General features: G+C 65.4%; 26 protein-coding genes. 8 read left to right on the top strand and 18 right to left on the bottom strand.

Annotated elements, in window-relative coordinates; genetic code table 11:
* The first annotated feature begins 228 nt into the window (after window positions 1–228).
* On the top strand, window positions 229–1,182 hold the full coding sequence (locus tag ANI01nite_RS11010) for an NAD(P)H-dependent flavin oxidoreductase (protein ID WP_141357980.1): 954 nt from the start codon (window positions 229–231) through the stop codon (window positions 1,180–1,182).
* On the opposite strand, the gene panC is transcribed toward ANI01nite_RS11010, so the two are convergent.
* The 13 genes from panC to dacB form a co-directional block, all read right to left on the bottom strand.
* Window positions 1,179–2,045, bottom strand: a complete 867-nt coding sequence (gene panC, locus ANI01nite_RS11005; protein WP_141357979.1) for a pantoate--beta-alanine ligase — start codon at window positions 2,043–2,045, stop codon at window positions 1,179–1,181. The genes ANI01nite_RS11010 and panC overlap by 4 nt on opposite strands.
* 5 nt (window positions 2,046–2,050) lie before the next feature.
* Complete coding sequence (locus ANI01nite_RS11000) at window positions 2,051–2,917, bottom strand: Rossmann-like and DUF2520 domain-containing protein (protein WP_038992645.1); 867 nt, start codon at window positions 2,915–2,917, stop codon at window positions 2,051–2,053.
* Between the two features lie 9 nt (window positions 2,918–2,926).
* Entirely contained in the window at window positions 2,927–4,318 is a 1,392-nt protein-coding gene (locus tag ANI01nite_RS10995; protein WP_038992646.1) for a PH domain-containing protein, read from the bottom strand.
* Complete coding sequence (locus tag ANI01nite_RS10990) at window positions 4,315–4,812, bottom strand: PH domain-containing protein (protein ID WP_066142588.1); 498 nt, start codon at window positions 4,810–4,812, stop codon at window positions 4,315–4,317. The genes ANI01nite_RS10995 and ANI01nite_RS10990 overlap by 4 nt, the downstream gene beginning before the upstream one ends.
* Window positions 4,781–5,242, bottom strand: a complete 462-nt coding sequence (locus tag ANI01nite_RS10985) for a DUF3180 domain-containing protein (protein WP_066142591.1) — start codon at window positions 5,240–5,242, stop codon at window positions 4,781–4,783. Before ANI01nite_RS10985 ends, ANI01nite_RS10990 begins: the two co-directional genes overlap by 32 nt.
* Window positions 5,239–6,072 (bottom strand): 2-amino-4-hydroxy-6-hydroxymethyldihydropteridine diphosphokinase, encoded by an 834-nt coding sequence (gene folK, locus ANI01nite_RS17010; protein ID WP_073707226.1) that lies wholly within the window; start codon window positions 6,070–6,072, stop codon window positions 5,239–5,241. Before folK ends, ANI01nite_RS10985 begins: the two co-directional genes overlap by 4 nt.
* A complete protein-coding gene (gene folP / locus ANI01nite_RS10975; protein ID WP_073707225.1) occupies window positions 6,059–6,961 on the bottom strand; it encodes a dihydropteroate synthase in 903 nt (300 codons plus the stop codon). The genes folK and folP overlap by 14 nt, the downstream gene beginning before the upstream one ends.
* Before the next feature lie 7 nt (window positions 6,962–6,968).
* On the bottom strand, window positions 6,969–7,547 hold the full coding sequence (folE, locus tag ANI01nite_RS10970) for a GTP cyclohydrolase I FolE (RefSeq protein ID WP_141357977.1): 579 nt from the start codon (window positions 7,545–7,547) through the stop codon (window positions 6,969–6,971).
* A gap of 9 nt (window positions 7,548–7,556) precedes the next feature.
* Window positions 7,557–9,482: an ATP-dependent zinc metalloprotease FtsH gene (gene ftsH, locus ANI01nite_RS10965; RefSeq protein WP_038992651.1), complete on the bottom strand. Its 1,926-nt coding sequence runs from the start codon at window positions 9,480–9,482 to the stop codon at window positions 7,557–7,559.
* Between the two features lie 107 nt (window positions 9,483–9,589).
* Window positions 9,590–10,141 carry a hypoxanthine phosphoribosyltransferase gene (hpt, locus tag ANI01nite_RS10960; protein ID WP_128470811.1) on the bottom strand — a complete coding sequence of 184 codons (552 nt, stop codon included), beginning with the start codon at window positions 10,139–10,141 and terminating at the stop codon, window positions 9,590–9,592.
* 64 nt (window positions 10,142–10,205) lie between these two features.
* Window positions 10,206–11,132: a tRNA lysidine(34) synthetase TilS gene (gene tilS / locus ANI01nite_RS10955; RefSeq protein ID WP_255314505.1), complete on the bottom strand. Its 927-nt coding sequence runs from the start codon at window positions 11,130–11,132 to the stop codon at window positions 10,206–10,208.
* Window positions 11,129–12,055 (bottom strand): zinc-dependent metalloprotease, encoded by a 927-nt coding sequence (locus ANI01nite_RS10950; protein ID WP_141357975.1) that lies wholly within the window; start codon window positions 12,053–12,055, stop codon window positions 11,129–11,131. The genes tilS and ANI01nite_RS10950 overlap by 4 nt, the downstream gene beginning before the upstream one ends.
* 17 nt (window positions 12,056–12,072) lie before the next feature.
* Entirely contained in the window at window positions 12,073–13,437 is a 1,365-nt protein-coding gene (dacB, locus tag ANI01nite_RS10945; protein ID WP_141357973.1) for a D-alanyl-D-alanine carboxypeptidase/D-alanyl-D-alanine endopeptidase, read from the bottom strand.
* A 97-nt stretch (window positions 13,438–13,534) separates the two neighbouring features.
* On the opposite strand from dacB, the gene ANI01nite_RS10940 reads away from it, so the two are divergent.
* Together ANI01nite_RS10940 and ANI01nite_RS10935 are read left to right on the top strand one after the other, a co-directional pair.
* Window positions 13,535–14,014, top strand: coding sequence for an inorganic diphosphatase (locus ANI01nite_RS10940; RefSeq protein ID WP_038992659.1), 480 nt, complete (start codon window positions 13,535–13,537; stop codon window positions 14,012–14,014).
* A 322-nt stretch (window positions 14,015–14,336) separates the two neighbouring features.
* The gene (locus ANI01nite_RS10935; protein ID WP_141357971.1) at window positions 14,337–14,531 is read left to right on the top strand and encodes a hypothetical protein; all 195 of its coding nucleotides are present in this window, start codon (window positions 14,337–14,339) and stop codon (window positions 14,529–14,531) included.
* Window positions 14,532–14,642: 111 nt separating this feature from the next.
* Here the strand turns inward: ANI01nite_RS10935 and ANI01nite_RS10930 are convergent, their stop codons facing one another.
* Entirely contained in the window at window positions 14,643–15,851 is a 1,209-nt protein-coding gene (locus ANI01nite_RS10930) for a DNA recombination protein RmuC (protein WP_141357969.1), read from the bottom strand.
* A gap of 83 nt (window positions 15,852–15,934) precedes the next feature.
* Between ANI01nite_RS10930 and ANI01nite_RS10925 the strand changes: the two genes are divergently transcribed.
* Together ANI01nite_RS10925 and yczE are read left to right on the top strand one after the other, a co-directional pair.
* Entirely contained in the window at window positions 15,935–16,549 is a 615-nt protein-coding gene (locus tag ANI01nite_RS10925) for a pyroglutamyl-peptidase I (protein ID WP_141357967.1), read from the top strand.
* Between the two features lie 113 nt (window positions 16,550–16,662).
* Window positions 16,663–17,313: a membrane protein YczE gene (gene yczE, locus ANI01nite_RS10920; RefSeq protein WP_141357965.1), complete on the top strand. Its 651-nt coding sequence runs from the start codon at window positions 16,663–16,665 to the stop codon at window positions 17,311–17,313.
* 7 nt (window positions 17,314–17,320) lie between these two features.
* On the opposite strand, the gene ANI01nite_RS10915 is transcribed toward yczE, so the two are convergent.
* Complete coding sequence (locus ANI01nite_RS10915; protein WP_141357963.1) at window positions 17,321–17,749, bottom strand: DNA-binding protein; 429 nt, start codon at window positions 17,747–17,749, stop codon at window positions 17,321–17,323.
* Between the two features lie 87 nt (window positions 17,750–17,836).
* On the opposite strand from ANI01nite_RS10915, the gene ANI01nite_RS10910 reads away from it, so the two are divergent.
* The gene (locus ANI01nite_RS10910; protein WP_170214628.1) at window positions 17,837–19,105 is read left to right on the top strand and encodes a vWA domain-containing protein; all 1,269 of its coding nucleotides are present in this window, start codon (window positions 17,837–17,839) and stop codon (window positions 19,103–19,105) included.
* Between the two features lie 715 nt (window positions 19,106–19,820).
* A complete protein-coding gene (locus tag ANI01nite_RS10905) occupies window positions 19,821–21,074 on the top strand; it encodes a hypothetical protein (RefSeq protein ID WP_141357959.1) in 1,254 nt (417 codons plus the stop codon).
* Here the strand turns inward: ANI01nite_RS10905 and ANI01nite_RS10900 are convergent.
* Window positions 21,071–22,210 carry a serine/threonine-protein kinase gene (locus ANI01nite_RS10900; protein ID WP_170214627.1) on the bottom strand — a complete coding sequence of 380 codons (1,140 nt, stop codon included), beginning with the start codon at window positions 22,208–22,210 and terminating at the stop codon, window positions 21,071–21,073. The two genes, ANI01nite_RS10905 and ANI01nite_RS10900, sit on opposite strands and share 4 nt — an antisense overlap.
* Window positions 22,211–22,316: 106 nt before the next feature.
* Between ANI01nite_RS10900 and ANI01nite_RS10895 the strand changes: the two genes are divergently transcribed.
* Window positions 22,317–22,919, top strand: a complete 603-nt coding sequence (locus tag ANI01nite_RS10895; protein ID WP_141357956.1) for a hypothetical protein — start codon at window positions 22,317–22,319, stop codon at window positions 22,917–22,919.
* A 9-nt stretch (window positions 22,920–22,928) separates the two neighbouring features.
* Here the strand turns inward: ANI01nite_RS10895 and ANI01nite_RS10890 are convergent, their stop codons facing one another.
* Together ANI01nite_RS10890 and serS are read right to left on the bottom strand one after the other, a co-directional pair.
* Window positions 22,929–23,759, bottom strand: a complete 831-nt coding sequence (locus tag ANI01nite_RS10890; protein ID WP_141357954.1) for an HAD family hydrolase — start codon at window positions 23,757–23,759, stop codon at window positions 22,929–22,931.
* A 124-nt stretch (window positions 23,760–23,883) separates the two neighbouring features.
* Complete coding sequence (serS, locus tag ANI01nite_RS10885) at window positions 23,884–25,161, bottom strand: serine--tRNA ligase (RefSeq protein WP_038992670.1); 1,278 nt, start codon at window positions 25,159–25,161, stop codon at window positions 23,884–23,886.
* Between the last annotated feature and the right edge of the window lie 23 nt (window positions 25,162–25,184).

The raw sequence follows: 25,184 nt of genomic DNA, 5'->3' as shown, positions 1-25,184 counted from the left end.
ACTGCTTCGCTCCGGAGCAACTTTTCCAACTTACCAGAGTTCCTGATCCGATCAAAATCGGTGGAAAACCTTGAGTGGAAAGTGATTGGCTGCCGGGTAAACATTCGGTAGATTCCGTGGTGTTTCCGTTCCGGCAACAGATAAAAACTATACACAGGTTTTCAGGGCTCCGCAAATCGATCAGGAGCGTTCTAGGTCACATTCATCTCGCTGTTCTAGTCTGGGCTCATGAGCGACCTACAGAAACTTCTTGGATTCCGCGAACCCATCTTCAATGCATCTATGGCTGGCGCCGCCGGAGGAGCCTTGGCTGCCGCTGTATCCAATGCTGGCGGTGTTGGAATGATCGGCTCGCCAGCATCTCCCACAGCGGATTGGGTTGAACAGCAGGCACAATTCGTGGAACCCCTGAGCACTCCATGGGGCGTGGGCTTCATGGCTTGGGCTCTGGAAGCGGATTTGTCCCCGCTGGAGGCTTTCCTGGAGCAAGGACCTTCATTGGTGGTCCTAAGCTTCGGCGATGTTACCCGGGCAGCGGCGGTAGCCCATGAGGCCGGGGTGCTGACTGGCATGCAGGTAGGCAACGCGGCAGATCTGGAACGCGCCATGGCTGATGACATCGACATCATCATTGCCCGTGGGGCAGAAGGTGGCGGACACGGCCGCAATGAAGCTGGAACCCTGCCGTTGCTGCAGCTGGCAACCTCCCAGCACCAGAAGCCGGTGATCGCGGCTGGCGGCATCGGCACCGCGCGGGGTGTCGCCGCGGTGCTTTCAGCTGGCGCCGAAGCCGCCTGGATCGGCACCCGCTTCCTTTCGGCAACAGAAGCCAGCGGGCACGAGAACATGAAGAGCGCAGTGCGCAACGCGGGCCTGGATGGCACTATCTATACGCGTGCCTTCGATATCGCCCAGCAACTGCCGTGGGCACCGGAATTCGGCGGTCGCGCACTGCGCAATGAGTTCAGCGACAAGCACGAGGACCTGTCCGGCTGGGAGCCGACGGAAGCGCTGCGCAAGCAGATGATCCACGCCCGTGCCGAAGCGCTGACGGACATCGCTCCGGTCTACGCCGGCGAGGCAGTGCAGTTCGTGGACGCTGAGCAGCCAGCCGCCGAGGTCATGCGGGAACTGGGCGGCTTCCGCCAGATCCTCGCCGATGCAGCACGGCGCTTTGCCTAGATCGGCTGGTTGTCGATCAGCCGGACATTGCCCACCTTCGCCGCGACAAGGACCAGGCCTTCTCCGGTGAAGGGGGTGTCCTGGCAGTTGAATGCCAGTTCTTGCAGGGTATCCGGGTTGACGACGACGAAGTAGTCGAGCTCCACCAGCGGTTCCATCTGGTACATTCCGATCGCATCTTCGATGTACAGCGGCTCGTTTCGTGCCGCGCGACCTGCAATCAGCTGAATCGAACGGTGCAGCACCAATGCCGCTTCCTTCTCTTCCTCGCTGAGCAATGCATTGCGGCTGGACAGCGCCAGGCCCTTGTCGCTGCGCACGATCGGCACCGCACGCAGCTCTACCGGGTAATCCAGGTCGGCAACCATGCGGCGGATCAGCACCAGCTGCTGGGCATCCTTCTGGCCGAAGTAGGCGCGGTATTCGCCACGGCGCGGGTCTGCCAGGTGCAGCAGCTTGGCAACAACTGCCAGCATTCCATCGAAGTGGCCCGGGCGCGAGGCGCCTTCATACATTTCGCCCAGTGCGCCGGAGTCCAGCTTCACCAACGGCAGGCCGGCGTGGTAGATCTCGGAGGCTTCCGGGGCAAAGACGATATCCACCCCGGCAGCAGCGGCCAGCTGGACATCGGCGTCGAGCTGGCGCGGATACTTCGCGTAGTCGTTGGCATCGTTGAACTGCAGTTCATTGACGAATACTGAAATGACGACGAGTTCATTTTCTTCACGGGCTGCCTTGAACAGCGAAGCGTGGCCGCTGTGCAGGGCTCCCATGGTGGGCACGAAGCCCAGCGACCCCGGGTTGGCTGCGGCCATAGCGGCCTTCAGCTCGGCACGGGTCTTGACAATCTTCGGGGTATTCACGCTATCTATTCTAGAACTCGCAGGAGCTCTTCCAGCGTGCTCTGGGAGATCAGGCCGCGATCGGCCGCGCGCAGTGCCGTCGCCCGCGAGAGGCTCCGGTAGGAATTATTCGTTTCTGCCGGGTCGTCGGCCAACGCCTGCAGGTGCGCGGTCACGGTTCCGCGATCGCCGCGGGCCACCGGGCCGGTCAGCGCGCCGGCTCCGGAACGCAGCGCGTTATCCAGGCTCGCGTACATCAGGGCTCGCAGGGTATTGGATGGCTCTTCCACGCCGATGCGGCGCAGGATATCGGCCGATTGCGCCGTGATGGTGTTCAGGTGGTTTGCCGCATGGGCCAGGGCCGCGTGGTAGCTGACCCGGTCCTGCTCGGCGATCACCACGGGCTCTCCGCGCATCTCCACCACCAGCGCCTGGGCGACCGGCAGGATGGCCTCGTCGGCGGTGACCGCGAAGACGCAGTCGGTCAGCCGCTGCAGATCCATGCTCATCCCGGTGAAGGTCATTGCCGGGTGGATTGCCAAGCCGAAGGCGCCGGCGTCCATGGCCGGCTGCAGGATCGAGGTGCCGTAGCGCCCGGCGGTGTGGGCGACCAGCTGCCCCACGGAGAAATGCCCGCCCGCGGCCAGCCCGGCCACGAGTTCGCCGAGCACATCATCGGGCACCGCAAAGAGCACCAGCTCGCTGCGGCGCAGGATTTCTGCCGGGTCCAGCAATTCCACGCCGGGCAGCAAGGCGTCGGCGCGATCGCGTGAGGCCTCCGAGACTGCATGGATGCCGGTGATCCGGTGCCCGCTGGCCGCCAGCGCCGCACCGAGCACGGTGCCTACCTTGCCGGCCGAGATGATGCCGATTCCCAAGCGTGGTGCGTCCACTTCTACCTTTCAAACCAGGCGCCGGGTCTGCGCCCGGATAAATTCTGCCGCGGTGTCCGCATCAATCTGATGCACGTATCCGGTGATGCTTCCGCCAGCACTGTGCAAGCGGACACCGGCCAGTCTACGGCCTCGCTCCCACGGCCCCTGTATCCAGCTCATGCCCTGCACCCGGTTATGCGGCACGAAACTGGCTTGGCGCGCCAGCCAGCCGTACCGGGAAATCACCGTAGTTCCGGTGGCCAGGAACCCCTGGTGCTTCCATGCCCCGGGCGATAGCGGCTTGGCGCGTTCCGGGGAGCCGATGAAACCGTGCTCGGATCCGGTGCTCACCGCCGTGGCCAGCACCTCGCGCTGGTTCTCGACGCCAAGGTCCGGCAGCAGGATCCCCATGATGCGGGCGACCGACTCGAAGTCGCCCACCGGGAGCACCTGCAGGTTGTCGGCGTCATCGCTCTTGGTGCCCAGCACGTTGACCTCCACCTTGTACCAGCCCAGCATCCGCCAGAAGAAGGGGGCCGTCACCGAAATGGCCTGGACCCGGCCGGAGGGAATGGAGTGCTGGCGGGTGTCGGCCAGACCGTAGCTGATCCGCATGCCGGTGTCCGAGGCACTGGCGGTGAAGTTCCAGCCCTGGTTCAGCTGCTTGTAGAACCAGCTGCCGAAGGCCAGCACCGAGGGCACTAGGCCGGCGATGATTCCCTCGACCCCGGAAATCCACAGCACCAGCATCGACAGGCAGGCCAGCAGGCCGATGATCACCGGCAGCTGCAGGAACAGCGAGGCGATCAGCCGACCGATGGGCACCTTGGCCATCAGCGGCGATGCTTGCATGGCAGGCTGCGGATCGGCAGGCGCGGGCGCATCTGCCGCAGCCTGTTCGGCTTCTGGGGCATGCGCGGGTCGTCCGCCGCGGGCCCGCTGGAGGATGACCTGGCGCAACGCGTGGGCGTCGGCCTTGCGCAGGAAGGAAAGGCGCAGCACCGACTCGGAGGAATCGGCCACGTCGAAGCGCAGCTCGGCAAGTCCCAGCAGCCGGGCAACCAGCGGCTGGGCGATGTCGATGCCCTGCACCTTGTCGATGCGCGCCTGCTTCTGGCTGCGGAAGAGCATCCCTGAATTCACGTACACGTGCGTGCTGGTGAGCTTGTAGCGGGTGAAGTACCAGGAAAGGAAGTAGAAGATGAGCACCACGAGCAGGGCGATGCCGGCGCCCGCGACGGTCCAGATCAGCCTGTCGCCGGAAAAGCGTTCAGCCCAGGACAGTTCGTCGGTGTTCTGCCAGTAGATGTAGACCAGGCCGATGATGGCCAGCCAGCCGTGGACGAAGGGGCTGGCCGGGTGCACCCGCTGCCATGGCTCGGCGCTGTCACCGGCGGCCGGTTCCACGGACTGGCTCATAGCATCTGCTCTTCGCCGGCGGCCACGAGCCGTTCGCGCAATTCCTGGCCTTCGCGCTCGGGCAGCCCGTAGACGTGCGCGGTGGCGCCGGTGCCTGCGGTGTTCAGCGTCAGCTGGCACAGGCCGTAGCGGCGCTCCAGCGGTCCGCTGTTGACCTCGACGTACTGCATCCGGCCGTAGGGAATGACTACCTGCTTGCGCCACATCACACCGGAGCGGACGATGAAGTCTTCCTCGCGTTCGAGGTAGCCCAGTGCGGCGACCTGGCGGCGGATGATGCGCAAGGCCAGCAGCGCCAGCAGCAGCACCAGCAGGATCGGGGCGAGGACCAGCCACAGCGCAATGCCGGCTCCGGTTGCCGCCAGCACGGCAGGAACCAGGGAGGCCAGCAGGATCACGCCCCAGGTGATCGCCCAGGTGGTGAGCTTGACCTTGGCATAGTCCCGGTGGGCTGGGGTGAAGCTACTCGGTGACCACGGAGTCGCTGTTGCCATCGGTATCCTCCGGTGGAAGTTTGCACAGTTGCTGAACAATATACCCAATAACCACCATGAGGAGCCCGGCACCGGCCAGCACCAAGCCGCGGGTCAGGGTGGGGGTCATGCCGGTGGCCGCCCAGAGCATGATGATGGCTGGAACATGCCAGCCGGCGATGACCGCGCCGGCATAGGCCGAGGCCTGCGCCAGCACCAGAGTGCGGGCCGCGGCGATCGGCTCGAAGTCGGCCTTGCCCTGGGTGGAACGCTTCACCCGGATCCCCAGGAACAGCACCACCGCGCAGACTGCGCCCAGCGAGTACAGCGCCGAGTAGTCGAGCACCGGCGCGTACCGGCCTGCCGAGGTGAGCAGGCGCAGCGCAATCCAGCCGGCCGCGGCTCCGAGCCCGGCGCACGCGAACAGCCAGCGCAGCTTCAGCTTCGTCATAGCCGGATGATGTCTTTCGTGTCGGCGGCTTCGGCGGCCAGGCGGGAGACCAGTTGCCCCTCCAGCACCGCGTCCGGATCCATCCAGCTCCACGGGGCCAGCACGAAGCCGCGGATCGCGGCGCGCGGGTGCGGCAGGGTCAGCCGCTCGTCATCAAGGCGCAGCTGGTCGTAGGCGATCAAGTCCAAATCCAGGGTGCGCGCTTCCCAGCGCACCTCGCGGGTGCGGTGGTGCTTGGCTTCGATGGACTGGCACAAATCCAGCAGCTCATGCGGCGAGAGCCGGGTGCGCACCTGGACTACCTGGTTGGTGTAGTCCGGCTGGTCCGGCGGGCCGCCAACCGGCTTGGTGATGGCCAGCGGGGAGACCTTGAGCAGCTCGGTTTCCGCACCGAGTTCCTGCACCGCGGCGGCCAGCGTGGCCTGCGGGTCGCCGAGGTTGGCGCCCAGCGCGATGATCGCGGTGTGCTGCTTCTGGTGCCGGGTCAGCGAGATCGTGACATCGCTGAACGGCACCGGGATCGGTGCCTGCGGCTTGTGCACCACCACGTCGATGGTGGCCACGGACGGGTAGGCGGCGAGGATCGCCTCGGCGATTTCGCTGCCCAGCTTCTCGATCAAGTCCCACGGGCCGGCCTTGATCTGCTCGACCACCAGCTCGCTGACTTCGCCGTAGTGCACGGTGTCCAGCACATTGTCGCTGGCTGCCGCCCGCGTGATGTCCACGTGCAGCACCACGTCGATGATGAATTCCTGGCCGTCGCGCTTCTCATGCTCGAACACGCCATGGTAGCCGGTGGCCGAAATTCCGTAGATGCTAATGCGATCCATAGGCCTGCACGACTTCGATGGCGTCGCGGCTGCCGGCGACATCGTGCACGCGCACCGCCCAGACCTTGTCGCGGGCGCCCAGCACGGTGGTGGCGGCAGTCGCCGCATCGCGTTCCAGCGGCGCCCGGCTCTTGGAGCCCTCGGCCAGCAGCTCGCCCAGGAAGCGCTTGCGGCTGGTGCCGATCAGCACCCGATGGCCCAGCTCTTCGATGGCAGGGACATTGGCCAGCAGCGCCCAGTTGTGCCCGGCATCCTTGGCGAAGCCCAGTCCCGGGTCGATGATGATCTGTTCCGGGGCCACGCCCTTGGCGACGAACTCGTCGCGCAGGCCGCGCAGCTCGCCGATGACCTCTGCGACCACGTCCTGGTAGTTGGCCTCGGCGACCATGTTCTGCGCGGTGCCGCGGCGGTGCATCAGCACGTAGGGGACGCCGGTTTCAGCGATCAGCTCGGGCATGCCCTGCTCGTAGGTCAGGCCCGAGACGTCGTTGATGATGTGCGCGCCGGCTTCGATGGCCGCGCGGGCGGTGGAGACATGCATGGTGTCCACGGAGATCACCGCGCCGGCCTTCACCAGGGCTTCGATGACCGGGATGATGCGCTCCTGCTCGAGGGCTGGATCCACGTCCTTGGCGCCGGGGCGGGTGGATTCGCCGCCCACGTCGATGATGTCCGCGCCGGAGTAGAGCAGCTTCAGGCCCTGGTCGATCGCGGCATCGGTGGACAGGTACTTCCCGCCGTCCGAGAAGGAGTCCTCGGTGACGTTCAGGATGCCCATGACCAGGGTGCGGCCGCTGGGCAGGTCGGCCATCGTCTTCTTCTTGGACTTGCGGATGACGGGCAGGGGGCTGGTGTTCGGGCCGGTGCCCGGGATCGCTCCAAGCGACATGGGGTTCCTACTTTCCGAGGATCAGGCTCATGGCTTCGGCACGGGTGGCAGTCTCGCGCAGCTGGCCGCGCACCGCACTGGTCACGGTCTTCGCTCCGGGCTTCTGCACCCCGCGCATGGACATGCACATGTGCTCGCATTCGACAACGACAATCGCGCCGGCCGGGTTCAGGTGCTCCACCAGCGCATCGACGATCTGGGTGGTCAGGCGTTCCTGGACCTGCGGGCGGCGGGCGTACACCTCGACCAGGCGGGCCAGCTTGGACAGGCCGGTGACCTTGCCGCCCTTGCCCGGGATGTAGCCGATATGCGCCGAACCGTAGAAGGGCACCAGGTGGTGCTCGCAGGTCGAGTAGAACGGGATGTCCTTGACCAGCACCATCTCATCGTGCTCGATGTCGAAGGTGGTGGACAGGTGGTCTGCCGGTTGCTGGTGCAGGCCGGCGAAGAACTCCGCGTAGGCCTTGGCCACCCGCTTCGGGGTGTCGACCAGGCCGTCGCGGTCGGGGTCCTCGCCGATGGCCTCCAGGATCTCGCGCACGGCTGCCGCGATCCGCGGCTGGTCAATCTCTTTCAGTTCACTCACGCTTCGATCCTAGTCGGTCGAGGAAGCTGCGCGCTCCTTGGGGCTTAATATCGGGCCCTCGCTGTGCACCGGACGGGCCTCGTTGCTCAGCCAGACTTCGCGCTTCTCGCGCTTGACCAGGTCGGCGAAGATCTCCGCGATCTCCGCCTGGTTCAGGGTCTCGCGCTCCAGCAGGGCCAGGGCCAGGCGGTCGAGCACATGGCGGTTGGCGGTCAGCGCCTGGTAGGCGTCGTTGTGCGCCTGCTCGATCAGCTCGCGTACCTCCTGGTCCACGAGGTGGGCCATTTCGTCGGAGAATTCGCGGGCGGCGTTGCCCATGCCCTGCTCGGCTGCCGAGCCGGCCAGGCGCACCGCGCCGACCTTCTCGCTCATGCCGTATTCGGTGACCATCTTGCGCGCGGTGGCGGTGGCCTTCTCGATGTCGTTCGATGCTCCGGTGGACGGGTCGTGGAAGACGATCTCCTCGGCGACGCGCCCGCCCATGGCGTAGGCCATCTGGTCCAGCAGCTCGTTGCGGGTGACCGAGTACTTGTCGGATTCCGGAACCACCATGGTGTAGCCCAGCGCGCGGCCGCGCGGCAGGATGGTGATCTTGGTGACCGGTGCGGTCTGGTTCATCGCGGCAGCGACCAGCGCGTGCCCGCCCTCGTGGTAGGCAGTGACCTTGCGCTCGTGCTCGTCCATCAGCCGGGTGCGCTTCTGCGGGCCGGCCATGACGCGGTCGATGGCCTCATCCAGCGCGCGGTCGTCGATCAGGTTCGCGTTGGAGCGTGCGGTGAGCAGCGCGGCCTCGTTGAGCACGTTGGCCAAATCGGCGCCGGTGTAGCCCGGGGTCTTCTTCGCGACGGCGTTCAGATCCACGGTGGCGTCCATCGGCTTGCCCTTGGCGTGCACCGACAGGATCTGCTCGCGGCCCTTCAAGTCCGGTGCCTCCACCGGGATCTGCCGGTCGAAGCGGCCCGGGCGCAGCAGCGCCGGGTCCAGCACGTCGGGACGGTTGGTCGCGGCGATCAGGATGACGTTGGTGGTGGCGTCGAAGCCGTCCATTTCGACGAGCAGCTGGTTCAGGGTCTGCTCGCGCTCGTCGTTGCCGCCGCCGATGCCGGCGCCGCGGTGGCGGCCCACCGCGTCGATTTCGTCGACGAAGATGATCGCCGGGGAGTTGTTCTTGGCCTGTTCGAACAGGTCGCGCACGCGCGAGGCGCCCACGCCGACGAACATCTCGACGAAGTCGGAGCCGGAGATCGAGTAGAACGGGACCTGGGCTTCGCCGGCCACCGCCTTGGCCAGCAGGGTCTTGCCGGTGCCCGGAGGGCCGTAGAGCAGCACGCCCTTGGGGATCTTCGCGCCCAGGGCCTGGAACTTGGCTGGCTCCTGCAGGAATTCCTTGATTTCGTGGAGTTCTTCCACTGCCTCGTCGGCGCCGGCGACGTCCTTGAAGGTCACCTGCGGCATGTCCTTGGTGATCAGCTTCGCCTTGGACTTGCCGAACTGCATGACCTTGGAGCCGCCGCCCTGCGAGCGGGCGAGGATGAACCAGAAGATGCCGGCGATCAGCAGGAACGGGATGATGATCCCGAGCATCGACAGCAGCCAGTTGCTTTCCACCGGCTGGTCGGTGAACTTGCCCAGATTGGCCTTGTTGATCTCATCGACGACCTGTTCGGCGCGGGCGGTGGAGTAGTAGAAGCTCACCGTGGTGCCCTTGTCCACGCCGTCCACCTTCAGGGCGTCGCGCAGCTTCAGGTCGACACGCTGGTCGCCGTCGAACATCTTCGCTTCGGTGACATTGCCGCTGGTCAGCTGGTGCAAGCCGACGGAGGTATCCACCTTGGCAGAATTATTGCCAAAGACCATCGGCAGGAACAGCACCACTGCGACGACGCCGACCAAAACCCAAATGATCCAGCTGTTAAAAAGCTTCTTCGTTTTCATTGATCCGCCAGGCCCCGCGCCTGGCGCATCCCCCTCACGCACTGCTCTGGCGTCCGGGTCACGCCACCTTCGATACTTCTCAACGCCCCAATGGCGCGAAAAGTTCCCTACTGATAAATGTGCGGGGCCAAGGTGCCCACGCAATCCAGGTTGCGGTACTTTTCCGCGTAGTCCAGGCCGTAGCCCACGACGAATTCGTTCGGGATGTCCATGCCGACGTACTTGACGTCGATTTCCACCTTGGCTGCCTCGGGCTTGCGCAGCAGGGTGCAGATTTCCACCGATGCCGGGCCGCGGGATTCCAGGTTGGACTTCAGCCAGGACAAGGTCAGGCCGGAGTCGATGATGTCCTCGACGATCAGCACATGCTTGCCCATCAAGTCGGAATCCAGGTCCTTGAGGATGCGCACCACACCGGAGGACTGGGTACCCGAACCGTAGGATGACACTGCCATCCAGTCCATGGTCAGGTGGGAGTTCAGCGCGCGGACCAGGTCGGCCATGATCATCACGGCGCCCTTGAGCACACCTACCACGAGGATGTCGCGGCCTTCGTAGTCCTTGTCGATCTGCGCGGCGAGTTCCTCCACGCGGGTCTGGATTTCTTCCTTGGTGTACAGAACGTGCGCAAGATCGGCTTTGACTGCATTGGAATCCACGAGAATTCTCCTGATTCTAGAGGTGTGGTACTTACCTAGAGTGCCACATTTGGCGGATTGTTGTTTAGCCGGTTGTGGTGAAAACTATCACCGATTGCCGGCGGAAGGCGCTGATCGCGCCATCGAGCTGCACCGGACCAGCCGATTTGGACTTGGGGACGCCGAATCCGGCCAGCGCGCAGAGCGCCGCTGTTCGCTCATGGCCCACATTCCGGGCACCAGCTTCCATGGCGGCCAGGCGTAATACTCGCGAGCTGACGGCCACCGGCAGCTTGGCCAGTTCCGCGATCCGCAACCCGTGCTCCGCCTTGGCCGCCTGCGCCCAGGAATCCAGTGCCTGGGCATCGGCGGCGGCCAGGCTGGCGGTGCGCGCCAGGGCAACGGGGAGGTGCTCGCCGAGTTCCGCGCGCAGCAAGGGCAGGATCCGGTGGCGGATGAGATTGCGCCGGTAGCCGGTGTCCGTGTTGCTCGGATCTTCCCAGAAGTCCAGGCCCGCTTCCCGGCAGATCTGCTCGGTCTGCTCCCGGGACAGGTCCAGCAGGGGACGCCGGTAGGGTCCGCGGCGGGCCGGGATGCCTGCCAGCGAACGGGTACCCGATCCGCGCAGCAATCCGAGCAGCACCTGTTCGGCCTGGTCGTCGCGGGTATGCGCGAGCATCAGCGTCTGCGCGTTGTGCTGGACGAGGGCCTCCTCGAAGGCCTGGTACCTGGCCTTGCGCGCCGAATCCTCATCTTTCGAGGTCTCGACCCGGATCACCTGCACCGGATCCAGCCCCAGCTCGCGGCACTGCGCGGCGGCGTGCTCGGCCACCTCGGCGCTGCCGGCCTGCAGGCCGTGGTCGATGACCACCGCGCCGAAGGAACCAGGCAGCGTCGCCGCGGCAATGGCCAGGGCCAGCGAGTCGACACCGCCGGAGACCCCGATCAGGTTCAGCCCCGGCGCGCAGCTGGCCTGGATCGCGCCGCGGGCGAGGTGCAGGGCGCGGCTCATCGGGTGCGGGCCAGCCAGCGTTCGGGGTGGTCGAGTTCCTCGGAGCTGGGGAACAGCTCGCGGGCGGTGAAGATCTCGTTGAAGCCTTCATAGCCGATCTCATCGACGATATGACGCACGAATTTCGCCCCGCGCTTGTACTGCAGCGCCTTGGCATCCAGGCCCAGCAGCTTGCCCAGCAGGATCGCCAGGGCCGAGCGGTTCTCGCCGCGGGCTTCGAAGCGGCGGCGGATGGTCTTGATGCTGCGGATCGAGGTGACATCGTTCATCACCACCATGGCATGCCCCTCCAGCACCGACATGATGCTGGTCAGCTCGGAAACCTCGGACTTCATGGACTTCAGGCGTTCGCCCAGTGCGCCCATGGAATTGGTCGTGCCGGCCAGCGGCTCGAAGGCCTCGGCCAGCGTCTGCTTCATGACCTCGGGGATCCAGGGGGCATGCTCGAATTGCAGGCGGTGGGTCTGCTCATGGGTGGCGATCCACAGGTAGAAGTCGCGGGCGCTGACATTCAGTTCGCCGCGGATCTGGGTGATGGTCGGGGCATTGAGCAGCAGCCGGGGTCCGACGAACGGGTCGAATTGGCCCAGCACCCGGGTGCCGAGCACCGAGAGCACTGCGCCGAGTTCGGCGCCGGCGATCAGCGGTACCGCGCCGGGGACATCCTGGCGCATTGACGGGAGCATGGCCGCGAAGTTCTGGCTGACGGCCTTGGCCCAGCCTGAGCGGTCCACCACCAGGGTCTGCGCTGGCGCAGTCGAGGCCAGCCTGGAGACCTTCTCGGCTTCCACCAGGCCTTCGCCGGCGGCGATGCGCAGTTCCTCGACGATCCGGGCGGCATCCTGGGCCTGGATCCTCGGCCCGGCGGGCATCAGGGTTTTCGCGGCCTTGGCCGCCAGCTTCCAATCGACGAACTGGTTCATTTACTGCTCCTGAGCTTTCAGCTCCGGCAGCCACAACCGCGGATGGCGGTGACTGCAGAGTCAATGGTTGGCTTGTGGGGTGCGAGTGCTCCGTTGGGCTGGTTTGCATAGATCGAGAAGGCGAGCAGGCGCCCGTCTTCGGTCATGGTCATGCCGGTCAGCGTGGCCACGCCGGTCAGCGAGCCGGTCTTGGCACGGACCAGACCAAGTGTCGCGGCACCGTCCAGGCGGTGCATCAGGGTGCCGTTGTAGCCGGAGACTGGCAGCGAATAGACGAGCTCGCGCAATTCCGGCTTGCCGCTGGTGGCCGCCGAGCGCAGCACTGCGGTCAGCGCGGCGGGCGAGATCTGGTTCTTGGCGGCCAGGCCGCTGGCGTCCACCAGCGAAAGGCCACTCGCCCCGTGCTCGGCGGCTACCGCGGCGACGGCGGCTCCCGCCTGCTCGGCGGGCATCTGGCGCTTGAGCGCGACCAGCCGTCCCATGGTTTCGGCGATGTAGTTATCCGAGACCAGCAGCATGTGCTTGACGACATCACGCAGCGGCGCTGATTTCACCTCGGTGATCTGCTCGCCGCCGGCATAGGGTCCGCGGCCGCCCTCGGTCACCGTGATGCGCTCGCCCAGGGCCTGGGCGAAGACCTTGCGGACCTGCTGGGCGGCGTCGGACTGGTAGGCGGTGCTGGTGCTCTGCCCGGCACGCCCGGCGTAGTGCGCTATCGGGTAGACCTCGCCAATATTGTTCGAGGTGAACAACGACTTGTCCCAGTCCGGGTTGCTGTGCGCGTCGCCGAACAGCGAGTCGTCCAACCACAGCTCGACCTCGCTGATCCCGCGTTTTTCAAGCTCATCGGCGGTCTGCTTGGCCAAGGTCGCCAGTCCTGCATAGCCCTTGGGGTGCGCCGGGTCGGATTCCCCGTCGCCCAGCAGCACATCGCCCCCGCCGCGCAGGATCAGCGTTCCGCCATCGAGCAGCACGCTGGTGGACAGCTGGGTGCCTCCGCCCAGGGCGTCGAGGGCGGCGATGGCGGTGGCGACCTTCAGGCTGGAGGCCGGGGTGCCGTTTGCGGCGGCATTCTTGTCATACAGGACGTTGCCCGTGGCGACGTCCACCACCTGGGCGCTGAAGGAGGTCCGGTCGGGCTTGTCGGCAAGGATGGCGTCCAGCTTCGCGGCGAGGATCCCGGGGTCCGGCTGCACGGCTTCGGGGTCCAGATCCCGCACGGCGACTGGGGATGGCGCGGCCAGCTGCGCGCTGGCCGGGGTGTAGGAAGCTTCGGGCTCCCCGGTGAAGAATCGCGGGGCCAGGAGCATCGCGACGACGACTGCAACCACGGCAACAATCGCCACCCCCAGCGTTATGGCGCGTCGGGCGGCAGTGTTCATATGGTTACATTCCTCTCGCAGTTTTATCCATCAGGCGCAATGGGGCGATACCCTTATTAGCGGATATCCCTAAGACTAGTTTAGGAGTGTGCTTTTCATGAGCCACGACGTGACCATCGAGATCCCTACCGGATCGCGCGTCAAGTACGAGATCGACCACGAGACCCACCGCCTGCGCCTGGATCGCGTGCTGTTCACCTCGATGCAGTACCCAACCCATTACGGCTACTTCGACGATACCTTGGGCGAAGATGGCGATCCATTGGATGCCATGGTCTACCTCCCGGGTGTCGACCTGATCCCAGGCGTTGTCGTGGAAGCCCGCCCGATTGGCGTCTTCAACATGACCGACGATGGCGGTGGCGATGCCAAGCTGCTGTGCGTTCCTGCCGACAAGCGCTTTGACCACATCAAGGAACTTGAAGACATCGACGAATGGCTGATCAAGGAGATCGAGCACTTCTTCACCCGCTACAAGGATCTGGAGCCAGGCAAGTGGGTCAAGGCCGAGGGCTGGGAAGGCCGCGAGGCTGCCGAGGCCGAGCTGGCTCGCTCCATCGAGCGCTTCAAGGCATAGTCGCTGGACTTGAGCTGGATTGGCGGCGATCCCCATGCGGGGTCGCCGCCATTGCTTTGCGCTGGCGGGGTTAGGGCGCAACTGCATGCTGAACCTTTACTGAACCCTGAAAACATAGCTGAACCAGCGAGAATCTGCGGTTATCCAGACACCCCTGATCACTCCTGCAAACGGTGGCCTAACACTGATACCGGCTATCCAATCGCTCAGTCGAATCCTCCTCAGCGGCAGAAGCTGGGTTGCAACTATGCAAGGTTCAGCCGTAATTAAGATAAGAAGAAATTTCGATAATTCTGCAACATGGGACGGAACGAGGACTCATATGGATATTGCATCGATATTGATCATTTGTGCCGTTGTCGTGTTGTGCGCATTGCCATTCATTATCGGAGCATTCCGAGGATTAGACAGGCGTGCTGACGATTTTGAAGGCTCCGATCCTGAAATTTCTCAAGCGCTCCGAGACGCCAGGAAGAATATCGACCGGGGAAAAGGTTATTACGATCCAAGGTTGTAGATTCGTTGTTCGCTGAACAAAAGTGGTCTGGAACTTCTTTTGAGAAGTTCCAGACCACTTTTCAACACCGGTAAGCAAACAAAGAAGTCTCTAGAAGTACGTTCATCCGGTCTAGGCGTCGGGCAGCAGCGAGCTGAGCACGTCGCCCTGCGCGGCAACTTCCAGGGTCTGTACGTCCTTGAGCTTGCGCTCCACCGCCCGGGTCCGGGTGCCGGCATCGCGCACCGTGTTCTGCGCCGTGGCCAGCTGCTTGCCCAGCTTGTCCCAAACATCTCCGTACTTGCGGAATTCTTCCTTGGCTGCCGAGAGCACCTGCCACACTTCGCTGCTGCGCTTCTCGATGGCCAGGGTGCGGAAGCCCATTTGCAGCGAGTTCAGCAGGCTCATCAGGGTGGTCGGCCCGGTGACCAGCACCCGGTGCTCGGTCTGCAGCTTGCTGGCCAGCCCCGGGCTGCGCACCACCTCGGCGAACAGGCCTTCGGTGGGCAGGTACATGATGGCGAAGTCGGTGCTGTACGGCGGGGCGATGTACTTGCTGGAGATCAGCTTGGCCTGTTCGAGGATTGCCCGGTCCAGTGCCTTGCCGGCCGCGGCGATGGCCGCCTTGTCTCCGTGCTCCTGGGCATCGAGCAGGCGCTCGTAGTCTTCCTGAGGCAGCTTGGAGTCGATCGGCAGGTAGATCGTTCCGGCGTCCCGGCCGGGAAGGATCACCGCGAACTCGACCACCTCGCGGCTGCCAGGGACCACCGCCACGTTCTGCTCGTACTGCTCTGCGGTGAGGATGTCTTCCAGCTGTCGGGCCAGCTGCACTTCTCCCCAGGACCCGCGGCTCTTCACGTTGGTAAGCACGCGTTTGAGCCCGCCGACATCCTGGGCCAGGGACTGCATTTCACCCAGACCCTTCTGGACCATTTCCAGCCGCTTGCTGACCAGTTCGAAGGAATCCCCGAGCCGCTTCTCCAGGGTTCCCTGCAGCTTCTCGTCTACCGTTTCGCGCATCTTCTCGAGCTTGGCTTCATTGCCGGCGCGCAGCTTTTCCATTTCCTGCTGGAGCAGCACCTGGACCTGCAGATGGCGGTTCGCATTGGCTTCGGCCATCGCGGTCAGCTTGGCGTCGAGCTCGGTGCGCACCTCGCCCATGCCCTGGCGCAGTTCGGTGCGCTGGGTTCCCAGTTCCTGCCTCAGCTCCGCATTTCCAGCACGCACCGCGTCCTGGACCTGGGTGCCTTCGGAGCCCGAAGTCCTGCGAATCAGCAGCAGAGCAACACATGCCGTTGCAAGAATATTGAGGATGACGAGGACAAAAACCGCGATTATCATGAGCACCTAGCCAAGATCTGTCGAGCGAACCATTACCCCAGTCCTATCAGCGGACACCGACAGTTTGGGGACATAATGGGTTCATGCACATTCTGGTCACCGGTTTCGAGCCCTTCGGCAATGACGCATTCAATGCCAGCGGCGAGGCGGTCCGCCAGCTGCCAGCTCGACTTGGCGAGCACGAGGTGACCACCGCGATCCTGCCGGTGTCCTTCGCGGCCTCTGGGCAGGTCCTTGCGTCGTTGCTGGCCGAGCATCAGCCCGATGCGCTGATTTGCGTTGGCGAGGCCGGGGGCCGAGCCGCGATTACTCCGGAGCGCTGGGCGGTCAACGAGGATCATGCGCGCATTCCAGACAATGATGGAGAGCAGCCTCGCTCAACAGCGATCAGGGAGAACGCCCCGACGCGCGTGGAGGCGAGCATCAATCCAACGGCGGCCGCCCAGGCCCTGCTGGCCGCCGGCCTTGAGGCCAGCGTGTCCGAGGACGCCGGGCGTTTCGTCTGCAATCACGTTGCCTATGTGGCCTATTCCCAGCCAGTCCCGGCATTGTTCATCCATGTTCCTGCACTGCGCCCGCCAGGCATCTGGGCCACGGTAGGCGCCGAAACCGATGCAACGGCTATCCAGCAGCAGCGCTCAGGCCTGAGCGAGCTGCCACAGGCGCTGGGCATCGCGATACTGGGTGCACTGGGCTGAGTTGGCCCACTTTTCAACGACGCTTTGCCCTTCGTTAACTGGCACCGGGAATATGACCAACTGATACCTGCGGATTACTGTGGCGGTTCGGCGCGAGCTAGCCTTGAATCATCATGACCCTGCACAATCTCACCCCGCTCGATCAGCTGCGCGCCGGGAAGCTCCCGCTGCGCCTGGCAAATCTGTTCATCGGCCTGATGCTTTTTGCGCTGGCCATGGCGCTGCTGATCCGCACCCAGCTCGGCGTGGACCCATGGGATGTGCTGCACCTGGGCCTGGCCAACCACATTCCGCTGTCGCTGGGAACCATCGTGATACTTGTCGGCGTCGTGGTGTTGCTGGCGTGGATTCCGCTGAAGCAGTGGCCGGGGCTGGGGACCATCGCCAATGTGCTGCTTATCGGGCTCGGCCTAGATTTCTTCCTCTGGCTCATCCCCGATGTCCATGGCCTGGGCTGGCAGATCCTGACCCTGGTGGGCGCCATAGTCATCAATGGACTGGGCGGCGCACTGTACATCGGCTGCCATTTCGGGCCCGGGCCGCGCGATGGCCTGATGACCGGGCTGCATCTGCGCACCGGCAAATCGATCCGCCTGCTGCGCACGATCATCGAGGTGTGCGTACTGGGGATCGGCTGGCTGCTCGGCGGTCCGGTGGGCGTGGGCACGGTGGCCTATGCGCTGCTAATCGGCCCCGCCACGCAGTTCTTCTTCCGTTACACCACGGTGCGCCTGGACGCGCAGCGCGCGATCGCGGGCGCCTGAGGGGCGCTTAGCGTGCGGCCCGCTCCAGCACTTCGGCCAGCTGTTCGTGGCCACGGGCCCGGGCGAGCCCTGCCATCTCTGCGAGCACTTCCGGGCTGCCCACCGACCGCAGGTACTCGCTGGCCGCCGCACCCTCCCCCGCTTCCGCCGATCCATGGGTGGCAGTGGCGGCATCGAGCCGCTCGGCCTGCTGGAGCACCGCCTGCAAATCCGCTTCGTCGGATCGGGCTTCGAGCATCATGAGCCGCCCAAGCACCGCCGGATTGCCGATCTTGATCCGCTTGGCTCCCATCAGCTGCGAAAGCATCGGCGCGGAGAGGCCCAGCACCTGGGCCAGCGAGCGCTGGGACAAGGCATACTTTTCCATCACGTGCCCGAAACGCTCCGCCAGGGGGGCGCCATACAGCCTCCGCTGCTGTTCGATAGGACTGTCCATGGAAACAATCTTCGCACGGGGGTTTGCAATTGCAAACAAATGGCCTATATTTGCAATTGCAAACATCACCGCCGGAAGGAAAGCCTGATGCTTCGCCGACATCTACTCGCACCGCTCTTGGCGGTATTGCTGGCCGCCGTACCGCTGGCCGCAGTCCACGCCGATGAGCAAACCACCACCGAACCAGTGGTCGTCGTCATGGACTACTCCAGCTCCATGCTGGATAAGGACGCCGACTCCAAAGGCACCAAGCGGATCGACGCCGCCAAGACCGCGGCCAAGAGCCTGATCGACAATGCCCCGGAAGATGCCACGATGGGCCTGGTCGTCTACGGCTCGAAGTCCCCGGGCAAATGCGACGACATCACCACCGTGCAGAAACCGGGCGCCGTGGACAAGAAGAAACTGTCAAAGAAGATCGATGAGCTCAAGGCCGTGGGCGAAACCCCGATCGGCGCCTCGCTGCTCCATGCGGCCAAGGACCTGGAAGGCATCGAAGGGCCCAAGTCGATCATCCTGGTCTCCGACGGCGAAGAGAACTGCGACAAGCCGCCGGCCTGCGAGGCCGCCAAGGACCTGGCTGGACAGGGCATCGCCCTGACCGTGCACACCATCGGATTCAAGGTCAACGACAAGGCCCGCCAGCAGCTCGAATGCATTTCCGAGACCACCGGCGGAAGCTACGTGGATGTCGACGACGCGCAGTCGCTGGAAGAGGAGCTGACCAGCCGCACGCTGCGCGCCTTCCAGGGATACTCCACGGCCGGCACGCCCATCGAGGGCGGCACCCGCCTGCACGAGGCGCCGCTGATGGTCCCCGGCCAGTACCTCGACGAGCTGGAGAAGGGTGAAACCGACAGCTGGAACTCGAACGACGGCACGACCAAGTACTACAAGATCGGCCCGCTGCAGCCCGGGCAGTATGCTCATTTCTCCGCAACCATGATCCCCGAACAGAAGATCGACGCGGATGACGACGACCCGGCGAAGGTCATCGTCGAACTGGTCAACGGCCAGGGCTCGAAGTGCTCCTCGGGCGACAGCTACACGGTGGGCAGCGACGAGCTCGGCCGTCCGCTGGCCGCCTACACCCGCAGCCCCGAGTTCGTCCAGGACTCCAGCTACGGCTGCTTCGCCGACGGCACCGGCGAACTGTTCGCCAAGGTCACCCGCGAGGGCTCGCTGTTCCACGAGGACCCGAGGCCGTGGAGCTGCGCTATGTGCTGGAGCCTGCGGTGGATGCAGCGCTGCTGGGCGCCCCGGCAAGCGAGGAGGACAAGCCGCAGTCGGTCACCCTCACCGGAACGCCAGAGCCGGTCCTCGGCGGCTCGAGCTTCAACGACGCGCTGCCGGTGAAGTCCGGCACGATCTACTCCGACTCGGTGCTCAGCAGCGAGGCACGGTATTACAAGGTCCACGTGGGCAACGGCCAGAAGCTCAATCTCCGGCTGACCAGCGGGAACAACGAGGATGCCAGCGCCCAGGCCGTGACCATGGGCGTCTACTCCCCGGTGCGGGACGGCGTGGACATGCTCGGCACCGGCCGGCTCCACGAGAGCACCTCCGGGGAAACGATCACCCGGTCCATGCGCACCGCGGTGGACCAGTCGAACTATGACAGCTACATCGGCCGGTCGAACTACCTGGCCGGCGACTACTATGTGGTCATCTACTCGGACACCTGGGTGCAAAAGGCCAACGGCGTGCCCTATGACTACGAGCTGGCCGTCGACGTGACCGGCACCGAGAAGGAGTTCGCCGGTGCCGCCCCGATCTTCGAGGCCAGCGAGCAGCCCTCCGCCTCGCCCGAGGCCGGTGCCACGGAATCGGAAACCGCCACTGAAGCGGAAGCCGCCCCTGCATCATCGGCCGCCCCTTCCCCGTCCGAAAGCGAACCGCAGGCCGAAACCGCCCCGGCAGCCTCCTCGGCACCGTTGTGGCCCTGGTTCACCGGCGGCCTGGTGGGCACCGCCGCCCTGCTGGGCGCGGGAACCTTCCTCTTCCGAAACCGGGCCACGACCGCCCATGAGCACTCCGACGACATCGACCCGACCGTGCCAGGAGGCCGACCATGAGAATCCTTGCCACCCTGCTTTGTGCCGGACTGGCCCTGTCCGCGGCCGCCCCGGCGTTGGCTTCCGAAGCGAAAATCCTGTTGCATGAACCGGTCGGCCAGCAGGTCGACGGCGCACAGGACCAGGGATCAGCCCCGCAGCTGGAGGCCGGCCAGTGGGTCGACGAGCTGCCGACCACCGGCGACGACGCCGCGCTGTACTACCGGCTGCCGCAGATTGCCGACGGCGAACGGCTGCACGTGAGCGCGCAGCTGGTAGTCGATCCATCGCAGCAGCCCACCAGCCAGGAGAGCACCGAACTATCGGCCGCGCTGGTGCAGGCCAACGGGGACTGGTGCGACAGGGGCAGCAATTCCACCTCGCGCCGCAACATCGACAACCTTCCGCTGGTGGCACTGGACTCCCAACCGAAGAAGGCCGAGGGCTACTCGCGCTGCCTGGACCAGAACAACGACGAACTGTACCTGTCCCTGCAGCGCGATGGGCGCTGGCAGGATGATGCGCAGCTGCCGGTGCAGATCGCCGTCGTGGTGCAGCCGGCCCTGGATCCTGCCACGCTCACCGGCACCACCCCAGGTGATCTGCCGCCGGTGTCGGTCACGCTGGATGCCGAGCCGCAGGCAGTATCCGGCGGCAGCGGCTTCTCCACCGCGGCCGAACTGTCCTCCGGCGCCGCCTACTCGGACTCGGTGCTCCCCAATGAGGTGAAGTACTACAAGGTCCATGTGGCGCAGGGGCAACGGCTGAATTACCGGATGACCGTGCTCGACTCCCCCAATGCCAGCGCCAAGGAACTGGTCACCGGCACCTACAACCCGCTGCTGCAAGATGGCATCATGACCGGCACCGCCAAGCAGGAACTATCTGCAGACGATGCCGGCGCCTCGCTGACCCGCAGCCTGGCCACGACGGTGTCCCGCGACCTGCAGGTCGACGGCTCGCATCCGAAGCTGGGCTATCCGGGGGACTACTACATCACCGTGGCCGGCACAGCCTATGAGCCGCGCGGGCTGAACCCGCTGAACTTCGAGCTGGCCATCGAGGTTACCGGTGAGGCCACCGGCACCGATGGCTGGGAACCGGCGGCCCAGGCAGAATCCGGCGGCACTGCGGCGGGATCCGGCAGCTGGCTGCCGGGCAGCGCGCAGCTCGGCGCCCTGGCCGGCGGCGCGGCCGTGGCCCTGGCCGGCTACGCCGGCTTGTGGTTCTGGCGCCGGCGTGCCCAGGCAGCGGGCAAGCAGCGCGTCTAGCCTCCGGGCGGCCAGGCGGCCTCCACGCCAGCCACTGCGGCTGCCGCGGAGGCCGTTGCCGTGTCCGGCGAATGGCCGAAGACGAGCCACAACGAGAGGGCACCGAGCACCAGGGCCAGCAGCAGGGCGATCCACGGCAGCAGCTGGACCGCGGAGCGCGGGCCGCTGCGGGAAGGCTTCGGGGCCGGCGCTGGTGCTGGTTCAGCAGCGGGTTGCGTCTTGGATTGCGCCACGACTCTCGTCTCGGATGGCACCGCTGGTTGCGTCTCGGTGCCAGATGGCTGAGGTGCGTCCTGGGTTAGCTGCGGCGCGAAGTGGTCGAAGACCTCCAGGCGTTCTCCGGAGGCGACCTCGTAGCCGTCCTCGCGGCGCAACCCGGCCAGCGAGTGCGGCGCCCGGGCGGCGGCGGCACTGCGTTGCCGCGGATCACGGGAGAGCAGTCCGTCGAGCACTTCCTCGAGCTCCTTCTCGGCGCAGAAGCCGCCGGCGCGGCACCGTTCGGCCAGGGCATCGCCGCGCAGCTGCGGGTGCAGCAGCTGCACCGCCAGCACGCCCAGCGCATAAAGGTCCTGGAAGGGCTCGGGCTGGTGCCCGTCGGTCAGTTCGGGGGCAATGAACCCCGCGGTGCCCACCACCACGCCGTGCTCGGTCAGCCGCGGCTCGTCGCGGTGCGTGGCGATCCCGAAGTCGGCCAGACGCACCACCGGCACCCCGTCGCCGGTGGATTCGAGCAGGACATTGGCGGGTTTGACATCGCGGTGCACCCAGCCGGATTCGTGCACATGGGACAGCCCGTCCAGCAGCTGCAGCAGGATCTCGGCCACCAGCGGCGCGGAGAAGGCCCCGTAATCCTGCATTGCGGTATGCAGGTTGCCGCCGCGCATCAGCTCGGTGGCGATGACCACCCGGTCATCGACGGCCGCCCAGCCGTAGGGGGTGAGCAGGTGCGGGTGGTCGAATTTCACGCCCTGCTCGCGCACGAAGCGCAGGATCTCGCCGCTGTAGCTCTGCCGCATCAGCTTGGCGGCGCATTGCTGGCCGCGCTGCAGGTCGCGGGCGAGCCACACGGTCCCAGAGCCGCCCCGGGCGATCTGCTCGATGAGTTCGAACCGCCCCGCAATGATTTCGCCCGCCACCAACGCTCCTTCGAAGTTTCCGGTACCAGCTTAGCGGGGCGCGCCGCAGAGCGTCACTTCCTGCATTTGCAGGACAAATGCCTCCGGCACAGGCAATACTTGAAGCATGTTTGTCGTTGCGCTCAGCCCCCGGCCCCGCTCGGTCACCGATGTTGCCGCCGCCAGCGAGCAGCTGTGGCACCAGCTGGAGCAGGTCGACTCGCACGCACCGTTCACCGCGCTCAGCGGCCAGCTGCTGCTCGGGGTGCCTGATGGCCCCGATGCTGCAGTGGACGCGCTGCTGCGCGCGGCACGGCTGAACTTCTGCAATATCGGGCTGGGCATCGGCAGCCTGTATGAGCCGGTGCCCGTGGAGGCCGGCCTGGTCGAAGGCAAGGCGGTGCGGCGCGCGCTCGGCGCCCTGGAAGCCGCCAGCCACCGTGGCGAAAGGGTCCCGATCTGCGTGTCCTCGGGCAACGACGAGATGGACGGCGAGCTCGAAGGCCTGCTGCGCATGCTCGGGCATTGGATCCGCACCCGCACCGAGGCCGAATGGGCGGTTGTCGACCTGCTCACCCCCGGGGTGCGCGGGCAGCAGAAAGCCGTCGCCGAGATCCTGGGCATCACCCCGCAGGCGGTTTCCGCGGCGATCGTGCGCTCGGGCTACAACGACGAGCTGGGTGCGCGGGCGGCGATCGCCCGGCTGCTGGAGTACACCGACCAGCTGTAGCAGCGGCTGCTAGCCGGCCAGCAGACCTTCCAGGACGAGGGCCAGGCCATCGGCGTCAACGTGTTCGGTGACCTCGTCCGCGGCGTCCTTGACCTCATCCGGGGCCTGGCCCATGGCCACGCCGTGGCCGGCCCACTGGAGCATCTCGATGTCATTGCGCCCGTCGCCGACGGCCAGCGTGTCATCGGCGTGGAAATCCAGGACGGCGCGCAAGCGCTCCAGCCCGCTGGCCTTGGTGGTGCCATCGGCTGCAATATCCAGCCAGGCGGTCCAGCCCACCGAGTAGGTCACCCCGGAGAGCCCCAGGCTCTGCACTGCATGCCCGAATTCCTCTGCGGTGTTGTCGGTGGAGAAGACCACCACGCGCACTGCCTTGCTGTTCACCAGCTCGCCGAAATCCACCACCTTGCTCTCGGCGCCGAAGCTCATGTCGCCGAAGGTCTCGCTGGAAAGGAACTCGCCGCGCTCGTTTTCCAGGGCGTACTTGGCGTTGGGAAGCTGTTCGCGCAGCGCGGTGAGCGCTGACGAGGGGTCGAAGATCTCGCGGTGCAGGATCTCGACGCCGTCCTTTGACACCTTTGCGAGCACCCCGCCATTGCTGACCACGACGTAGCCGTGGTCGATGCCCAGTTCTTCCATGATGGGCAGGGCCGCACCCAGGGAGCGGCCGGTGGAGATGATCACTTCGTGGCCCTGGGCCACAACCGCCCGCGCGGCATCGCGCACGCGCTGGCTCATTTCGCCCTGGTGGTTGACGATGGTGCCGTCGACGTCAAGGCAAATCATCAATTTTTGCTTGGTCAGCCGGTCGTCGTTGCCGAGCTTAGTCATAACAGTCATGGCTCAAGTTAACCACCAGCGCAGGTATTTGGCGATGACCCAAGGCACAGCACCAGGTGAACAACCGGTTAAACGCAGGTGCCGGCCGCCCCGCGAGGGGAGGCCGGCACCTGCTCGGCACTGCCTACTTGAGCACTTCGAGTCCGCCGAGGTACGGCTGCAAGGCCTTCGGCACGTTGACCGAACCATCAGGGTTCTGGTGGTTTTCCAGGATCGCGACAATCCAGCGGGTCGTGGCCAGGGTGCCGTTCAGGGTTGCCACCGAACGGGTCTTGCCTGCCTTGCCGTCGACGATCTCGCGTTCGCGGACATTCAGGCGGCGGGCCTGGAAGGTGGTGCAGTTCGAGGTCGAAGTCAGCTCGCGGAAGGTGCCCTGGGTCGGAACCCAGGCTTCGCAGTCGAACTTGCGCGCGGCGCTCATGCCCAGGTCGCCGGCGGCGGTGTCGATGACGCGGTAGGCCAGCTCCATGCGGCCGAGCATGTCCTCTTCCATGGCCAGCAGCTTCTCGTGCTCCGCCTCGGCGTCCTCGACGCTGGCGTAGACGAACATCTCCAGCTTGTTGAACTGGTGCACGCGGATGATGCCGCGGGTGTCCTTGCCCGCCGAACCGGCCTCGCGGCGGTAGCAGGAAGACCAGCCGGCGTAGCGGATCGGGCCGTCGGACAAATCCATGATCTCGTCCGCATGGTAGCCAGCCAGAGCCACCTCGGAAGTGCCGACCAGGTACATGTTGTCGCGCTCGAGCTTGTAGATCTCGTCGTCGTGCTCGACGTCGAAACCGGTGCCCTGCATGGTTTCCGGGCGGACCAGGGTCGGGGTGATCATCGGAATGAAGCCGTGGTCCATGGCCACATCCAGGGCCATGTTCATCATCGCGATTTCCAGGCGGGCGCCGATGCCCTTGAGGAAGTAGAAGCGGGAGCCGGAGACCTTGGCGCCGCGCTCCATGTCGATGGCGTCCAGCTTCTCGGCGATCTGCAGGTGGTCCAGCGGCTCGAAGCCCTCGGCCTTGAAGTCGCGGATGGTTCCCACGTGCTTGACGACGGTGAAGTCGTCTTCGCCGCCGGCGGGGATGCCGTCGATGATCAGGTTGGGGATGGAACGCTGCAGCGCGGTGCACTTGGCGGCGGCCGTATCGGACTCGGCCTGGGCAGACTTGACCGCGGCGGCGAGCTCCTTGACCTCGGCAAGCAGGGCGGCGCGCTCGTCGCCCTTGGCCTTGCCGACCTTCTTGGAGAACGCATTCTGCTCGGCACGCAGGCGCTCGTAGGTGGCGATGGTTTCACGACGTGCCGTGTCAGCTGCCAGCAGCTGGTCGATTAACGACTCGTCGGCACCGCGCGCGCGTTGCGAGGCACGGTACAAATCCGGATTTTCGGTGAGCATTTTCAGGTCGATCACATGTTAAGGGTAGCAATCATGAG

Source organism: Glutamicibacter nicotianae, from assembly GCF_006539525.1.
GTDB classification, from domain to species: domain Bacteria; phylum Actinomycetota; class Actinomycetes; order Actinomycetales; family Micrococcaceae; genus Glutamicibacter; species Glutamicibacter nicotianae.
The sequence above is the reverse complement of the archived record's forward strand: the minus strand, read 5'-3'. Positions and strand labels throughout refer to the sequence as shown.

What these genes read in the sequence shown, in the direction of transcription:
- ANI01nite_RS10990 (WP_066142588.1), bottom strand. Translation starts at nt 4,812, where the DNA reads ATGGCAACAGCGACTCCGTGGTCACCGAGTAGCTTCACCCCAGCCCAC.
- ANI01nite_RS10940 (WP_038992659.1), top strand. Translation starts at nt 13,535, where the DNA reads ATGAGCCACGACGTGACCATCGAGATCCCTACCGGATCGCGCGTCAAG.
- ANI01nite_RS10995 (WP_038992646.1), bottom strand. Translation starts at nt 4,318, where the DNA reads ATGAGCCAGTCCGTGGAACCGGCCGCCGGTGACAGCGCCGAGCCATGG.
- folP (WP_073707225.1), bottom strand. Translation starts at nt 6,961, where the DNA reads ATGTCGCTTGGAGCGATCCCGGGCACCGGCCCGAACACCAGCCCCCTG.
- ANI01nite_RS10910 (WP_170214628.1), top strand. Translation starts at nt 17,837, where the DNA reads ATGCTTCGCCGACATCTACTCGCACCGCTCTTGGCGGTATTGCTGGCC.
- ANI01nite_RS10925 (WP_141357967.1), top strand. Translation starts at nt 15,935, where the DNA reads ATGCACATTCTGGTCACCGGTTTCGAGCCCTTCGGCAATGACGCATTC.
- ANI01nite_RS10915 (WP_141357963.1), bottom strand. Translation starts at nt 17,749, where the DNA reads ATGGACAGTCCTATCGAACAGCAGCGGAGGCTGTATGGCGCCCCCCTG.
- ANI01nite_RS10950 (WP_141357975.1), bottom strand. Translation starts at nt 12,055, where the DNA reads ATGAACCAGTTCGTCGATTGGAAGCTGGCGGCCAAGGCCGCGAAAACC.
- dacB (WP_141357973.1), bottom strand. Translation starts at nt 13,437, where the DNA reads ATGAACACTGCCGCCCGACGCGCCATAACGCTGGGGGTGGCGATTGTT.
- ANI01nite_RS10890 (WP_141357954.1), bottom strand. Translation starts at nt 23,759, where the DNA reads ATGACTGTTATGACTAAGCTCGGCAACGACGACCGGCTGACCAAGCAA.
- ANI01nite_RS11010 (WP_141357980.1), top strand. Translation starts at nt 229, where the DNA reads ATGAGCGACCTACAGAAACTTCTTGGATTCCGCGAACCCATCTTCAAT.
- ANI01nite_RS10985 (WP_066142591.1), bottom strand. Translation starts at nt 5,242, where the DNA reads ATGACGAAGCTGAAGCTGCGCTGGCTGTTCGCGTGCGCCGGGCTCGGA.
- ANI01nite_RS10905 (WP_141357959.1), top strand. Translation starts at nt 19,821, where the DNA reads ATGAGAATCCTTGCCACCCTGCTTTGTGCCGGACTGGCCCTGTCCGCG.
- folK (WP_073707226.1), bottom strand. Translation starts at nt 6,072, where the DNA reads ATGGATCGCATTAGCATCTACGGAATTTCGGCCACCGGCTACCATGGC.
- yczE (WP_141357965.1), top strand. Translation starts at nt 16,663, where the DNA reads ATGACCCTGCACAATCTCACCCCGCTCGATCAGCTGCGCGCCGGGAAG.
- tilS (WP_255314505.1), bottom strand. Translation starts at nt 11,132, where the DNA reads ATGAGCCGCGCCCTGCACCTCGCCCGCGGCGCGATCCAGGCCAGCTGC.
- ANI01nite_RS10895 (WP_141357956.1), top strand. Translation starts at nt 22,317, where the DNA reads ATGTTTGTCGTTGCGCTCAGCCCCCGGCCCCGCTCGGTCACCGATGTT.
- ANI01nite_RS10935 (WP_141357971.1), top strand. Translation starts at nt 14,337, where the DNA reads ATGGATATTGCATCGATATTGATCATTTGTGCCGTTGTCGTGTTGTGC.
- ANI01nite_RS10930 (WP_141357969.1), bottom strand. Translation starts at nt 15,851, where the DNA reads ATGATAATCGCGGTTTTTGTCCTCGTCATCCTCAATATTCTTGCAACG.
- ftsH (WP_038992651.1), bottom strand. Translation starts at nt 9,482, where the DNA reads ATGAAAACGAAGAAGCTTTTTAACAGCTGGATCATTTGGGTTTTGGTC.